14 protein-coding genes are annotated in these 14,622 nt (G+C 37.7%); all 14 read left to right on the top strand.

The window, feature by feature from the left end; genetic code table 11:
- The first annotated feature begins 245 nt into the window (after positions 1-245).
- The 14 genes from ACGTN9_RS09100 (at position 246) to ACGTN9_RS09035 (ending at position 14,566) form a co-directional block, all read left to right on the top strand.
- Complete coding sequence (locus tag ACGTN9_RS09100; RefSeq protein WP_499592050.1) at positions 246-923, top strand: BMQ_0737 family morphogenetic spore coat protein; 678 nt, start codon at positions 246-248, stop codon at positions 921-923.
- Between the two features lie 68 nt (positions 924-991).
- Positions 992-1,570, top strand: coding sequence for a hypothetical protein (locus ACGTN9_RS09095; protein WP_499592048.1), 579 nt, complete (start codon positions 992-994; stop codon positions 1,568-1,570).
- Entirely contained in the window at positions 1,560-1,868 is a 309-nt protein-coding gene (locus ACGTN9_RS09090; protein WP_499592046.1) for a hypothetical protein, read from the top strand. Before ACGTN9_RS09095 ends, ACGTN9_RS09090 begins: the two co-directional genes overlap by 11 nt.
- A gap of 208 nt (positions 1,869-2,076) precedes the next feature.
- On the top strand, positions 2,077-3,222 hold the full coding sequence (locus tag ACGTN9_RS09085; RefSeq protein ID WP_499592044.1) for a hypothetical protein: 1,146 nt from the start codon (positions 2,077-2,079) through the stop codon (positions 3,220-3,222).
- A gap of 60 nt (positions 3,223-3,282) precedes the next feature.
- On the top strand, positions 3,283-4,554 hold the full coding sequence (locus tag ACGTN9_RS09080) for a surface carbohydrate biosynthesis protein (protein WP_499592042.1): 1,272 nt from the start codon (positions 3,283-3,285) through the stop codon (positions 4,552-4,554).
- A gap of 209 nt (positions 4,555-4,763) precedes the next feature.
- Positions 4,764-5,768, top strand: a complete 1,005-nt coding sequence (locus ACGTN9_RS09075) for an SDR family NAD(P)-dependent oxidoreductase (protein WP_499592428.1) — start codon at positions 4,764-4,766, stop codon at positions 5,766-5,768.
- Between the two features lie 23 nt (positions 5,769-5,791).
- Positions 5,792-7,297: a hypothetical protein gene (locus ACGTN9_RS09070; protein ID WP_499592040.1), complete on the top strand. Its 1,506-nt coding sequence runs from the start codon at positions 5,792-5,794 to the stop codon at positions 7,295-7,297.
- A gap of 75 nt (positions 7,298-7,372) precedes the next feature.
- Positions 7,373-8,317: a dTDP-glucose 4,6-dehydratase gene (locus ACGTN9_RS09065; RefSeq protein WP_499592038.1), complete on the top strand. Its 945-nt coding sequence runs from the start codon at positions 7,373-7,375 to the stop codon at positions 8,315-8,317.
- Positions 8,318-8,337: 20 nt separating this feature from the next.
- On the top strand, positions 8,338-9,537 hold the full coding sequence (gene pseC / locus ACGTN9_RS09060) for a UDP-4-amino-4,6-dideoxy-N-acetyl-beta-L-altrosamine transaminase (protein WP_499592036.1): 1,200 nt from the start codon (positions 8,338-8,340) through the stop codon (positions 9,535-9,537).
- Between the two features lie 8 nt (positions 9,538-9,545).
- A complete protein-coding gene (locus ACGTN9_RS09055) occupies positions 9,546-10,298 on the top strand; it encodes a cytidylyltransferase domain-containing protein (protein WP_499592034.1) in 753 nt (250 codons plus the stop codon).
- Complete coding sequence (gene pseG, locus ACGTN9_RS09050) at positions 10,295-11,374, top strand: UDP-2,4-diacetamido-2,4,6-trideoxy-beta-L-altropyranose hydrolase (protein ID WP_499592033.1); 1,080 nt, start codon at positions 10,295-10,297, stop codon at positions 11,372-11,374. Before ACGTN9_RS09055 ends, pseG begins: the two co-directional genes overlap by 4 nt.
- Positions 11,364-11,912 (top strand): UDP-4-amino-4,6-dideoxy-N-acetyl-beta-L-altrosamine N-acetyltransferase, encoded by a 549-nt coding sequence (gene pseH, locus ACGTN9_RS09045; RefSeq protein WP_499592031.1) that lies wholly within the window; start codon positions 11,364-11,366, stop codon positions 11,910-11,912. The genes pseG and pseH overlap by 11 nt, the downstream gene beginning before the upstream one ends.
- Positions 11,912-12,961: a pseudaminic acid synthase gene (gene pseI, locus ACGTN9_RS09040; protein ID WP_499592029.1), complete on the top strand. Its 1,050-nt coding sequence runs from the start codon at positions 11,912-11,914 to the stop codon at positions 12,959-12,961. Before pseH ends, pseI begins: the two co-directional genes overlap by 1 nt.
- Before the next feature lie 159 nt (positions 12,962-13,120).
- Positions 13,121-14,566: a carbon starvation CstA family protein gene (locus ACGTN9_RS09035; protein WP_499592027.1), complete on the top strand. Its 1,446-nt coding sequence runs from the start codon at positions 13,121-13,123 to the stop codon at positions 14,564-14,566.
- The last annotated feature ends 56 nt before the right edge of the window (positions 14,567-14,622 follow it).

The raw sequence follows: 14,622 nt of genomic DNA, 5'->3' as shown, positions 1-14,622 counted from the left end.
TAATATACTATTGATGAACCTTCGATACGTGACAAATGTCCGGTTACATTGTTACTTTTATTCCTCCATTAATCCATTTTATGTAGATGCCAACAAGTTTAGCAAAAATAATTAGTTTTTAATTGGATATTTGCATATATCGCAAAAGGTTTTCTATTTCCGCGCTTTCACTATACCGCTTTCAGCTTTCATTCATATGCTATGAGTGAAAACAAAATATCTTATTCGGAGGTGTAGTTTGCATTATGCAAGCGAAAAATTTGACCGGGGGCCAAGAGCTCCTATGCATTAATACCGAGAAAGTGTATGACTGGGTTATTAATGAGACAACGTTCGATTTGACTTTAGGTGATTTGGAACTCCCAATTGGTCCTACAGGAGATCCAATCGAGTGTGATGATATCGTTGACAATGGTGTTACTTGTGAAGTAGCTCCAGCTGAGGTGGACCCGATTGTTGTTCTTGGGCGTGTAGATCAGGAATTTGTCATTGATGGCACAACTGTAACATTGCAACTGGTAAATATTCAGAAGAACTTTGACGTTACGGTCTTTGTTGAACTGTTACCGGAACTTGGTGGAGCCACCATTGAGGTAGGTACGGTATCCTTCACACGATGTGAACAGGTAATCCTATGTGCTCCAGAGGGTACAGACGTTGATGTAACGTTCACAGATTTAGACTGCTTCGTATGTACAGCTATCTGTGTTGAAAACGGTACAGAGGTGGATGAACTAACTGATATTACAGTATCCGTTCGCCTATGCCAAAGTATTCAATCAACATTTGAAGTAACTCTTGAACTTGTCGCTGACTTCTGTGCACCAAGAGATATGCTTCCTATCCCACCATGCCCTGCACCAACCATGCCGCCACAGTGTCCTGTGATTTTCCCGAGCGGGGATGACGGTGATAATGGCTGATCACTCAGCATAGCTATAAAGAGAGGAATTTATTTTCCTCTCTTTATTTTTTTGGGGAGGTGGGCTCAATGAGAAAAAAGGAGTCGAAAATTCTTGATAAACTAGATGAGTGGCAAACATTGAATGCTTCATACTTAAAAGAAATCAAACATATGGCAGAAAAAACAAGAGAATTAAATACTATGCAAATCATAGGCTATTTTACTTATTCCTTTAACATCCAGCATAAAAGTAATGGGGAAAATATATGTATTGGCAACTTTCACATTTTGAATGCAGGAGGTCGTTCCCTTTCCAACCCTTATATATGCATTAAAATTTCTAACACGGCTCCATTCACTTTTTCGGGAAAGTATGTTTATAAGGATTCAAAACAAAAGCTGAAATTATCAAATGCCTGGGAACGCATAAATGGTCCGGAAGATAGAGAAGAATTCTGGTTGAAACCTGTAGATGTTCATACTCTGGAGCCGTCGGAAACACTCGTTTTTTCAAATTTTCAGTTGAAGTGGGAAGCAGGTTCTTCATATACCGGAGGAATAATGGGATACATCTATGGAGATGAAATACAAGGTGGAATCAATGCGTTTAATCAAATTAATATCAGTGGTAAGGTTTCATCTGAGGGGGAGAGCGATGACAAATGATTATCATGATAAAGAAAATGAAGTGCTTGTTCATCAGTTAATTAGATATTATTTAAAAAATCATTTAAATGATATAAAAAATAATAATCATAAAAATAATAGTTTTTTATATCTTGATGGTGATATTTTTCAATTGATTCTTGTATATATGTTAATGCAGGGACATTCTTCTCCTTTAAAAACGGAGACGAAAAAAGATGACCTATTCCAATATGAAACTGTAAGTTCACGGTTAGATCAAATCATCACAGAAACTAAGGCAGCCTATGAGGATATTATTAAATCTTTGAAAGAATAAGCGTTAGGAACTGTTCCGGGCAGTTCTTTTTTTTGTACTTTATTGAAACTCTAACGTTTTTAAGGATTAAAGCGTAAGTGCTTTTTGTTATAAACACTTGGCGACAAACAGGAAGGAATCTGCATATATCCAAGGAACGTTTAGCTTAGTTGCACATATAGATACTATAGCCCAGAGTTAATCAGTATGTTCCTAAGGAGGTTGACGAATGAAAAAAACGACAACAGATCCTATTCAACTCCAACAAATGATAATTTACTATAAAGCTGAGCTTGCAAAATATAAAGGGAAAGTAAAGGATTACCAGGAAAATTACCATTACTCCCAGCTTAAGAGCCTTAAAGAACAAAATATTGAGTTATTAGAGGAAAAGGAAAGGGTGACTAATCAATTAAGTCAAACAAAGAAGGAAATGAACAAGAAAATTAGCAATATAGCATTTCAGTTAAAAAGCAGCAGATATAATGAAGAGAAACTGCGTGTGAAACTGGAGTCCTTAGAGGAAAAATTAGTTTATGAGGAAATGTGCAACAAACAGTTAATATCCAAGGAGAAAAAATTAAGAAGTGAAATAAATGATCTGAAATCTTCTTATTCAAGAAGCCGAAATGAGATTATTCAACTGCAAAAAACAAATCAGGATTTATATGAGAACTTAGATGAAAGCACAAAAGAATTCCAGGTAGTAAAAGAAAACTTACGTAAACAGGTTACTGACTTAAACGAAGAGAATGAAACAAGATATAAGAAAATAATAAAGTTAGAAAATACAATCAAGGAATTGGAGCACCAAAATAAGGAGCAAAGTATAAATATTGACCAATTAAAAAAGGAAATATGTGAACTTCAGGAAAAACATACAATAGAAATAGACTCTTACCAAAAAAATATTGATAAGATCAGAAAGGACCATTCTCAGTTAAAGACTGAAAAGGAACAATTAGAAAAAGAAAATCAGGAGATCGCTGCACATCGGGACAATTTACTAGCAGAAGAAAAATCAGACTTTGAGAAGAAACTAAAAAGTAAAGAAGAAATAATAGAACAATTAAAAGAAGAGAATTTTACATTGTCAAACCAAGTGGAGAAATTAAAAGATGCTAAGGTCCAAACTGAATTTTTGGATATTTTCGAAGATGCAGACCCTTATGATATGATTTCTTTTTTAGATACTCATATAAAAACATTATTAGAGGATTCATTTGATGCATCGAAAAAAGAGGATCCCCAAAATACGATCATTCGAATACTTGAAAATAAAATAGGTACATTATCGGAAAAGATCAAAAAGCTAGAGAGCGAAGCAATGGAGCATAATGAAGAAACAATAGATGCAAAAGAGCAGGAAGAATAATCTTCTTTCCGGCTTTCGAAAATATTGTTGAGCAGGAGAGTAATTGAGGGGGGATCTACTGTGGGTGAAAGATGGTTATATTTACCTGTCGAAGTAAAAGCGAGAGAATTGGATGCTAAATTACTTCTTGCTTACTACGCAATTAAAAAAGAATACCATGTTATTTTAGGCGAGCAGAGAATGGTAGAATTAGCAGCGGCCGAATTTCCTGAGGGTATATTTTATTCGAAAGGATATTCCAGAGGCTACAGAAAGAAAGTGATCAAACAAGCAGTAACTAATGGACACGAAGTGGTGGAGCTTGATGAAGAAGGTTTGATTTTCCCGGATTCTGACAGGTATTTAAATACCAGAATGCAAAAAGAGGTCCTCAAAATGATAACAAAAGAATTTTGTTGGGGACATTATCAGTGCGAAGTGATAGGGAACGCTTATCCAAGCCAGAAAAAAAAATGCCATATTGTAGGGAATCCCAGGTTTGATTTATTACATCCGAAATTTCAAAACTTATACCTCCAGGATGCTGATCGGATTAAAGAAAAATATGGTGACTTTATTTTAGTTAATACGAGGTTTCCTCTTTATAATGGAAGTCAGGGGAAGAGAGAAGATGACTCCAACTCTTTCCTTTTATATATTAAACAATTATACATCTCTTTTATTGAGATGGTGAAGGGACTGGCAGTTGCTTTTCCCCATCATCAAATTATTGTTAGACCTCATCCTGCTGAAAACACTGACCCTTATCGGGAAGCGTTTTCTATGTTAAATAATGTCAATGTGATTTTTGAAGGAAACATTATCAAATGGTTAATGGCTGCAAAGGCAATTGTTCACAATGATTGTACATCAAGTATTGAAGCTTATTTGCTCGAAAAGCCAATCATAACTTATATTCCTGTTACTTTTAAAGAAATGGACATGAAACTCCCGAACGAATTAGGAATTAAGGCAGTCAAAGTAAATGATGTAATATTAATTATGGAATCGATTTTAAACAGTAAACAATTCCAGGAATATTTCAACCAAAAACATAAGGACACAGCGAATAAATTGCTGTCCAGCTATTATTTAAAAGATAGTGGCCAGTTTTCTTATCATTCAATTCTTAAAATAATGGATGGAATATCCCTTACTCCCACGAAACCAATCCCTCGTTTCAATCATTCATTCAATGTAAAACCCAACAAAAAACTTGAACATCTATTCCCGTTTCTATCAAAACAGGAAATACAATTATTTTTTAATAAAATAGATGAGATAGAAAATCAGGATACTGTTCTTTCTGTAACCCCCATAGGTGAAAATTTATATTCAATACGTTCGATGTAATATATGTTTTTCCTGAAAATTGAGGAAAGTTTGAAACAAAAAGGAAGCTAGGCTGAACAAAGCAGGCATAGCTTCCTTTTTGGTTTTTATGACAATTGACCAATTTGATAGGTGAAAGTCTATTATATTCACTAAGTGCAAAATGGTGAATATAAATGGTATTACTGAAAAAGTTTATAATCATTTTTATAGGAAAAGAGGAAATAATGGTGTTTTTCAAAGAAAAGAAAATATTAATTATCGGTGGTACTGGAACTATAGGTAAAAGTCTAGTACGTAACATTCTCACGGAGGAGCCAAGTTTGATTAGGATTTTTAGCCGTGATGAATTTAAACAATATCAGATGCAAAAGGAATTAGGAGATAATAAGAAGCTGGAGTTTATTCTAGGAGATGTAAGAGATTACCAAGTCTTGAAAAATACAATGAATGAAATTGACTATGTCTTTCACCTTGCCGCAATGAAACAGGTAACTGCATGTGAATTTAATCCTTATGAAGCTGTGAAAACAAATATCTTTGGCACTACTAATGTAATAAATGCAGCTATTGAACAAAACGTAAAAAAAGTGCTCTTCACAAGTTCAGATAAAGCCATTTCACCAACCAACACATATGGTGCAACTAAACTGATCGGGGAAAGACTAATTACTTCTGTCGAACTTAATAAAGCAGTAACTAATCCAATATTTGCAAGTGTAAGGTTTGGAAATGTAATGGGTTCCAGAGGGTCGGTTATTCCACTTTTCCAAAAGCAAATTCAAAACGAAAAAATTATCACCCTAACCGATAGAAATATGACACGATTTATGATGACTTTGGAACAAGCTACAGAATTGACAATTAAAGCACTTAGAGAAGCGAAGGGCGGAGAAGTCTTTGTTTTGAAAATGCCTGTGATTAAATTGGATGATCTTGCATCTGTACTGATTGAGGAAACATGCAAAAAATACGGGATTGAGGAAAAAGAAATTGGTATAGAAATGATGGGATTAAGACCTGGTGAAAAAATGTATGAAGAATTGATGACTTATGATGAGTCGTTATCAGCTTTAGAATTAAAAGACATGTACATTATAGTGGAAGGGGCAAGAAATGATGTCTTTTACGCCGGTTCGAAAAAAATTATCCCAGGAACTTATAGCTCAAAAGAGCAAGATGCCATTTCAAAAGAACAACTAAGAAGAGTGCTAAGAGAAGCAAATCTAATTTAATAAATGGAAAGTATGGAGATAAAATGGACATTTTTTCAAAAAATTACTGGTCACTATATATTAATTTTTTAAATGACTTCGAAGATATAAAGTATAAAGGTTTTTCAATACCTTATTTATATCATTTTAGAAGTCTGTTAAAAGGAAATGAAAAGCTATGGGATAGCTTGTATAATCAAGCATTTACCGCAAAGCTGCCCAGAAGTATAACAGAAAATAGAGAAATCCAAATAGTATTTAATGAGTTTGTACAGTCACATATTAATGAACCTTTGGAACGAAATAAAAATGGAATAGTAATATTTCATGATGTATACAATCTGCTTAAATTACCGCAAAAGACCTTCATAAAGTATTTTAATTCTTCCCAAGTTATGCGCTTATATGAAGGTGGAAATAGAAGGAAAACGAAGAGGCGTACAAAAGCAAAAAGCTATCAAAACATCAGAGTAATTAATGATCGGGATGGTAATGGAGCAAAGAGGATGAAGGACAATAAGAAAGCAAAGGCAGCAGGCAGCACACCATCTGTCAAGTATTTTTCGGACTTTTCTGTTGATACAAGGAAAGCGGTAGAAAATCTAACAAGAAAAGCAAATTCCATTATAAAGAAACATCATAACCATCCCCTATATAGCCAAGAAAGTTTTAAAAAAGTTTTTTTTCTACAATTATCCAAGATTGTTAACCGGATAGAAGAATCTGCTAATCTACTGGAACTTTTCCCTGTTTCATGTATAGTTGTTCCCTCGACTCACTACCCAGAATGTCGTACCTTAGCGCTGGTAGCAGCTGAAAAAGGCATACCCACTATATGTATGCAGCATGGAATCATCTCAAGTGAACATGGCTATCTCCCCAAAGTCGCTACTGTGGATGCTGTTTATGGACAGTTTGAGGTGGATTGGTTTAAAGAAAAGGGTGCAGCTGACGAGACAGTAGAGGTTATTGGTCATCCGAGGTTCGATCAGGCTTTTGAAAAGCCCCGTTTCTGTCGATTACAGTTTAATGAAAAATTCGGTTTAGCCCCAAATAAAAAGAATCTCTTGATAATTGTAAGAGGAAATAAAGAAATTGACAGCTGGCGATTGTTTATAAAAAAAATTTCAAAAAAACTGGATATTAACATCTTAATTAAAGATTACCCTAATAAAAGACCCCACCCCCTCTCCAAAGAATTTCCATCAGTTCACTCACTTTTGAATGTAGATTTGTACGATATACTCCCTAATATAGATGGAGTCGTTTCTTATCCTTCCACCGTTGGGTTAGAAGCAATGCTTGCAGGCAAGCCTGTTTTTATCTTGAATATGGACTTTCCAGGTTCTGCCGGGTACTACAATCGACTGGGAGAGTTATCACAGAATGACGCAAACCAACTGGGCGACATTGTCATCAAGTATTTTGGCAAGGAGCAAATGATAAGGAAGGCCCAAAAAGTTACTAAGGATTTTCTTTCTTACGCATACCCTGTTCCGGCTTTGTCGGGGAAAAGACTGCGGAAATTAATTAATAGACTGACAAGCTAGAATAAGTGTGGAGAGCATATATTGGTTAAAGCGGTAATAGTATGTTTTAAGAAGCAACATGAAAGGGTGAGGGTCATGAATATTCTTGTAACTGGTGGCGCCGGATTTATCGGGCGATGGGTTGTAGCGAGGTTATTGGAAGAAGGACACTTTGTTTGGGTCCTGGATGACTTATCGAATGGGAGAGAGGAAAACCTCAAAACCTTAAAGGATAATCCTAATTTTAAACAATTTATTCATGGGGATATCAAAGACTCAAAGCTGATAAAAGAACTATTTACCCATAAGTTTGATATTTGTTACCACCTGGCAGCCAGCATTAACGTTCAGGATAGCATTGATGATCCTCATACCACATTTCATAATGATGTTGTTGGGACGTTCAATATTCTGGAAAAAAGCAGAGAGCATAAAACCAAGCTTGTTTTTATGAGTACATGCATGGTGTATGACCGGGCTCACAATGAAGGTGGAATCAGAGAAACAGCATCAATTAAGCCTGCCTCTCCTTATGCTGGTTCAAAGATTGCGGCAGAGAATATAGTTCTGTCCTATTATCATGCCTACGATCTCCCCGTCACTGTTCTTCGTCCGTTCAATACGTATGGCCCTTATCAAAAAACGGGAGGAGAAGGAGGAGTTGTAGCGATATTTTTGAAAAACACACTAGAAGGACTTCCACTCTCTATATATGGCGATGGCAGCCAGACAAGAGATTTGTTGTATGTGGAAGATTGTGCCCGTTTTGTGGTGGAGGCAGGCTATTCGGAAAAAGCAGATGGAGAAATTCTAAACGCAGGGATTGGCAAGGATATAAGTATAAATAAATTAGCTGAACTGATTGTTAAAGATAGAAAATTAATCAAGCATGTCCCACATATTCATCCTCAAAGTGAGATACCGAAACTAGTGTGCGATTTCAGTAAAGCAAAAAAATTGTTGGGATGGGAGCCTAAGTACAGTTTGGCTGAAGGGTTGGCCCAGACGGAAAAATGGATAAAAACAACCGATCTTTTGTGAATAATGGGGGGAGGGAGGAAATGCAAAAAGCTAAGCTGGCTTTATATGGTGGAAAACCTGTAAGAGATTCTTATTTAGCTTATGGAGGTCAATGGATTGATGATCAGGATATTGAAGCGGTTATCCGTATATTAAAAAGTGACTGGCTTACAACTGGACCCGCTGTCTCTAATTTTGAAGAAGCTATGGCTGATTATGTAGGTGCTAAGTATGCCGTAGCTTTTTCTAGTGGGACAGCAGCATTACACGCTTCCTGTTTTGCAGCCGGAATAGGTGAAAGTGATGAAGTGATAACTACCTCATTAACTTTCGCGGCCAGTGCTAACTGTATCCTTTATGTTGGTGGCAAACCGGTATTTGCAGATGTTGATTCCGCTACCTGCAATATTTCTCCTTCCTCAATCAGAGAGTCTATCAATGATAATACTAAAGCTATTATTACTGTTGATTTTACCGGACAGCCAATCGAATATGAGGAGGTACTGGAAATTGCCAAAGAATTTGGGCTAGTTGTAATTAGTGACGCAGCCCATGCATTAGGAGCCTCATACAAAGGAAAGATGGTCGGATCTATGTGTGATATGACAATATTCAGCTTCCATCCGGTTAAACACATAACAACTGGAGAAGGAGGAATGGTTACCACTGATAATAAAGACTATTATGAGAAATTATTACTGTTCAGGAACCATGGAATTGTGCGTGACCCCGATAAGTTGGAAAATAATCCGGGGCCTTGGTTTTATGAGATGCAAAGATTGGGTTTTAACTACAGGATTACGGATTTTCAATCTGCATTAGGTTTGAGCCAACTAGGTAAACTGCCCGGCTTTTTGAAAAAAAGAAGGGAATATGCTTCCAGATATACGGAGGCGTTCGATAAAATCGATGGTGTCATTACCCCTTTTCAAAATAAAGATGGTAATTCAAGTTGGCATTTATATATCCTCCGACTGGATCCAGCTGTTTTATCCGCAGACCGTGCTGAAATATTCAAGGCATTACAAAAGGAGAATATTGGCGTTAATGTACATTATATTCCCGTATACTGGCATCCATATTATCAGCAGTTAGGCTATAGGAAAGGGATCTGTCCCAATGCTGAAGAAGCTTACGGTACCATACTTACCCTTCCTTTGTTTCCTAAAATGTCTATAAAAGATGTAGAGGATGTCATTGATGGTGTGAAAAAAGTGATCTCTTATTACACTGTTATGTGAGGTGTTATATGAAAGTAGCTGCAATCGTTCAGGCGAGGATGGGATCCACAAGATTGCCCGGAAAGGTGCTTAAAAAAGTACTGAATCGACCTTTATTAGCCTATCAGCTTGAACGTGTTAAACGGTCGTTATTTACTGATCAAATCGTTATCGCTACAACTGATACAGCCAAAGATGATCCGCTCGTAAGCTGGTGTGAGAAAAATGGAGTCACTTATTATCGGGGTTCAGAAACAGACGTATTACAGCGGTATTATAGAGCTGCTTTATCGGTAAAGGCAGAAACAGTAATCCGTCTTACGGCCGATTGTCCGTTGATTGATCCGTTTCAAATCGATAACGTTGTAAATAAATATTTATCACTCAAAGATGATCATCCACTTCAATATGTCTCAAATACGTTGAAACGAACCTTTCCAAGGGGAATGGATACAGAAATCTTTTCATATAAAGCTTTAGAAGCAGCTCATAATGGAGCAAAGAAACCAAACGAACGAGAACATGTAACTAAATACATGATCGATCATCCTGATATATTCAGGCTGACAAATGTTAACTATAGCCGGGACGAAAGCAATCACCGTTGGACTGTGGATACTACGGAAGATTTTTTATTGGTTAAAAAAATCTTGGAGGCATTATATCCCAGGAACCCATACTTTACGTTAGAAAATATTTTAGAATTACTGGAAAAACATCCGGAATGGCAGAAAATAAATGCTCACATCTTACAAAAAAAGAGTGAAGAGGAAAATGAATGAATGTATGCTTCAGAGTTGACTCATCGAGGTGGATTGGCACCGGCCATGTCATGAGATGTCTTGTATTAGCAGAGCAGCTTCAGCTTAATGGCGCAGAAGTTACTTTCGTTTGCCGGAGACTCCCTGGTGATTTGACCGGGTTTATTGAAAATCGGGGATATGGGCTAAGGACGCTCCCTTCTTTGCAAAGTACAGACCAGAAACATTATTTTCAATGGTTTAGAGAGAACTGGAAACTAGATGCAATGCAAACCATTAATTTCATCAGAAAGAAGCAGGTAGATTGGCTGGTCATTGACCACTATGCAATTGATGAGAAGTGGGAACAGTTCACAAAACCATACGCAAATCAAATAATGGTAATAGATGATCTTGCAGATCGCCCCCATAACTGTAAGGTTCTTTTAGATCAGAACTTCTATCCAAATTCACAGAAACGATATGAGCATCTGGTAGGCCCTCAAACTATCATGCTATTGGGTCCTAAATATTTTCTTCTTCGAGAAGAATTTAAGTTTGTCCGTCAAAGGGAAAGAGATGGGGCAGTAACTCGAATCCTGATATCTTTCGGTGGGAGCGATCCTACTAAAGAAACATTGAAAGCTCTTAAAGCTGTCCAATGTCTTAACAATACTGAATGTATCATTGATGTCGTCATCGGAAAATCCAATCTGGACTATGTTTCTATTAAATCTATCTGTGCTGACAATCCAAATATCCGGATGCATTATCAAATAGACTATATAGCGGAATTGATGGCAAAAGCCGACTTGTCAATTGGTGCAGGAGGAAGCACAACATGGGAGCGGTGTTATTTATCCTTACCTGCAATAACAATTGAAACGGCTGAAAACCAATCCGAAATATTGTACAGTTTATCAAAATTAGGTGTTGTTTACCATTTAGGAACAAGTGAGGATGTAGATGAAAAAGATATTGCAAGAGCTGTTAAAAAGTTGATGGAAAATCCACGTGTCTTGGAGAAAATGATTAAGAGTTCAAAAGAGATAATGAAAGACTTTGAAAGTGGATTAGCAGTTCGGCAGTTGCTTGGGGGAAGCAGAGATGAAGAATAAATTTTTTTTGAAGCCATTAACTTTTGACAACTTGAAGACCATCTTTGAATGGAGAAACTCAGAAAGGATCAAATCTCTCATGTATACAAACCATAATATTACATGGGAAGAGCATATACGATGGTTCCATAAAATAAATAAAAGCTCCAGTGATTTAGTGTGGGTATTATATGATGTGAATTCACCATTAGGGTTAGTCAGTTTTTCTGATATAAACAAGGAGCATTCACGGTGTTTTTGGGGCTTTTATATTGGGGAAGAAAAAGCTCCGAAGGGAGCAGGTACAATCATGGGTGTTTTGGCATTGGATAAAATTTTCCAGGAGTCCAGGATGAACAAAGTATGTGCTGAAGTTATCGATTCCAATTCAGGGAGCATCCGATATCACAAAAAGTTAGGCTTTGAACAGGAAGGAGTTTTAGCCCAGCATGTCTGGAAAGACAATCAATTTAAAGATGTGATTCGGATGGCCTTATTCAATGACAAATGGCAGAAAGTAAGAACTGGACTAGCTAACATCCAAGAAAGGGGTAATTGATGAGCGATATTATTATTGATGGGAAAATAATAGGCGGGGATCATTATCCCTTTATTATTGCAGAAATGTCGGGGAACCATAACCAGTCCTTATCACGTGCCTTGAAAATAGTAGAAGCAGCAGCTAATGCTGGGGTTGATGCTGTAAAACTTCAAACTTACACCCCAGATACCATGACATTAAATGAAAAAAAAGATGATTTCACTGTCAAAGATTCAAAAAGCCTGTGGAGAAATAAAACACTCTATGAGCTGTATCAAGAAGCGTATACTCCGTGGGATTGGCACAAGGTTATCTTTGAACGCTGTAAAGAATTAGGACTGACAGCCTTCAGCACTCCATTTGATGAGAGTGCTGTAGATTTTCTGGAATCCTTCAATGTTCCTTGTTACAAAATAGCCTCCTTTGAGAACACTGATTTGCCGTTAATCAGAAAAGTTGCAAAAACAGGTAAGCCCATCATCCTTTCTACGGGGATGTGTTCAGTTGCTGAAATAGAAGATTCAGTAGTTGCTGCCCGTGCAGCAGGCTGTAAGGAACTGATTTTATTGAAATGCACCAGCAACTATCCGGCTTCTCCTAAAGACTCCAATATTCTCACAATTCCGCATATGAAAGAATTGTTCCAATGCCCTACCGGTTTATCTGATCACACGATGGGAAATGGAGTAGCTGTAGCAAGCGTAGCCTTGGGAGGTACAGTTATCGAAAAACATTTCACGCTATCACGTAGAGAAGGTGGAGTAGATGCATCATTTTCACTAGAGCCGGAGGAGATGTCCGCATTGGTAACTGAAACCAGAAGGGCATGGGAAGCTCTAGGAAAGGTCGCTTATGGTGTAACAGAAGCAGAAAAATCTTCAAAACAGTACCGTCGTTCTTTATATATTGTAAAAAACTTAAAGAAAGGAGACCGTTTAACAAAAGAAAACATGAAAATTATTAGACCCGGTTATGGTCTCCCCCCAAAATATTACGATGTTCTTTTAGGGAAAAAAATTATACGTGACGTTAAAAAAGGAAGTCCTCTTAATTGGGATTTGATTTAAAATAACTGAAATGTTCATGTGAATGAAAAAAAGCATTTTATTTCAATGAAAGCGTTCAATGTTATAGAAAAATAAAAACTTTTCAGAAAAAATATTGTTTTTTGTCTAATTCCGTTATAGAATACTCCCTATCACTCATTTTTGAAGGGAGGCTCAGCGATGATTACATTTGTTGCATCCATCGCATTATTACTCGCAGGTTACTTATTTTACGCAAAGGTGGTCGAACGAATTTTCGGCATTAACGATGAACAAGAAACTCCAGCATACACGAACAATGACGGCTTTGATTACATGCCGATTAGCTGGTGGAAGGCAAGCTTGATCCAGCTGTTGAATATCGCTGGGCTTGGTCCGATATTTGGCGCGATCCTCGGAGCATTGTATGGTCCGATAGCGTTTATCTGGATTGTCGTCGGTTCCATTTTCGCAGGAGCTGTCCATGATTATTTTTCAGGGATGTTGTCGCTTCGGCATAATGGGGCACAGTACCCCACCCTTGTAGGGAAATACTTAGGAAAATACGCTAAAACGATTATTAATATGTTATCGATTGGGTTAATGATTCTCGTAGCAGCTGCATTTACGGCTGGACCGGCACAGTTGATGGCAGAGGTCACACCACTGGGCTTTATGGCATCGCTGCTGATCATTTTCGCTTACTTCCTGATAGCGACCATATTGCCGGTCAATAAAATCATTGGAAAAGTTTATCCGATTTTTGGAGCCGTACTGATTTTCATGGCAGTTGCCATTGGTATCGGATTATTCTTTTTCGAAAATCCAGTCCCGAATTTAACGATCAATAGTCTTCATCCTGATAATTTACCAGTCTGGCCGCTATTGATGGTCACCATTTCCTGTGGCGCGATATCCGGATTCCATAGCACCCAGAGCCCGATTCTTGCCCGTACACTGAAAAAAGAAAGTGAAGGTCGCAAAGTATTTTACGGAGCAATGATTGCAGAAGGGGTCATTGCATTGATCTGGGCAGCCGCCGGGATGGCGTTCTTCGGCAGTACTGGAGGTCTTCAAGAAGCCCTTGCTGCTGGAGGGCCTGCGGGAGTCGTCAACGAAATCAGTAAAACAACCCTTGGCACTTTAGGCGGTATACTTGCTGTACTTGGTGTCATCATTCTGCCAGTTACAACAGGGGATACAGCACTTCGTTCTTCCAGAATGATGCTGTCCGAATTCCTGAAACAAGTAAGTAACAAAGACTTCAACGGAAAATGGTCAAAAATCGTGCTTGTTTTCCCTGTTGCGATTCCGACATTTTTATTGACACAAATGGATTATAGTTTTCTATGGCGCTATGTCGGCTGGTCCAATCAGGTGGTGGCCACGGTCATGCTTTGGACAGGTGCGATGTACTTGCTCCAGAATAAGAAATTTCACTGGATTGCCAGTGTCCCGGCTTTGTTTATGACAGGCGTTGTCAGTACGTATATTTTCTATGCTCCAGAAGGCTTCGGTTTAGCCTATTCCACTTCGATGGTGATTGGAGCAGTGATCTGGCTGGCAGTGGCTGCCTGGTTTGTCGTACAGATGTTGAAATATAGAGGTGCTTCTAGTGAACAAGTAGTCGCGAGAGAAGCAGGTTGATAGAGTTGTAAAGCCCCAATCCTATGATTGGGGCTTTTGCATGGAGTGAATCTCAC

The organism is Halobacillus sp. B23F22_5, from assembly GCF_043497085.1.
In the GTDB taxonomy this organism is placed as follows: Bacteria; Bacillota; Bacilli; order Bacillales; family Halobacillaceae; genus Thalassobacillus.
This window is presented reverse-complemented; position numbering and strand designations above follow the sequence as displayed.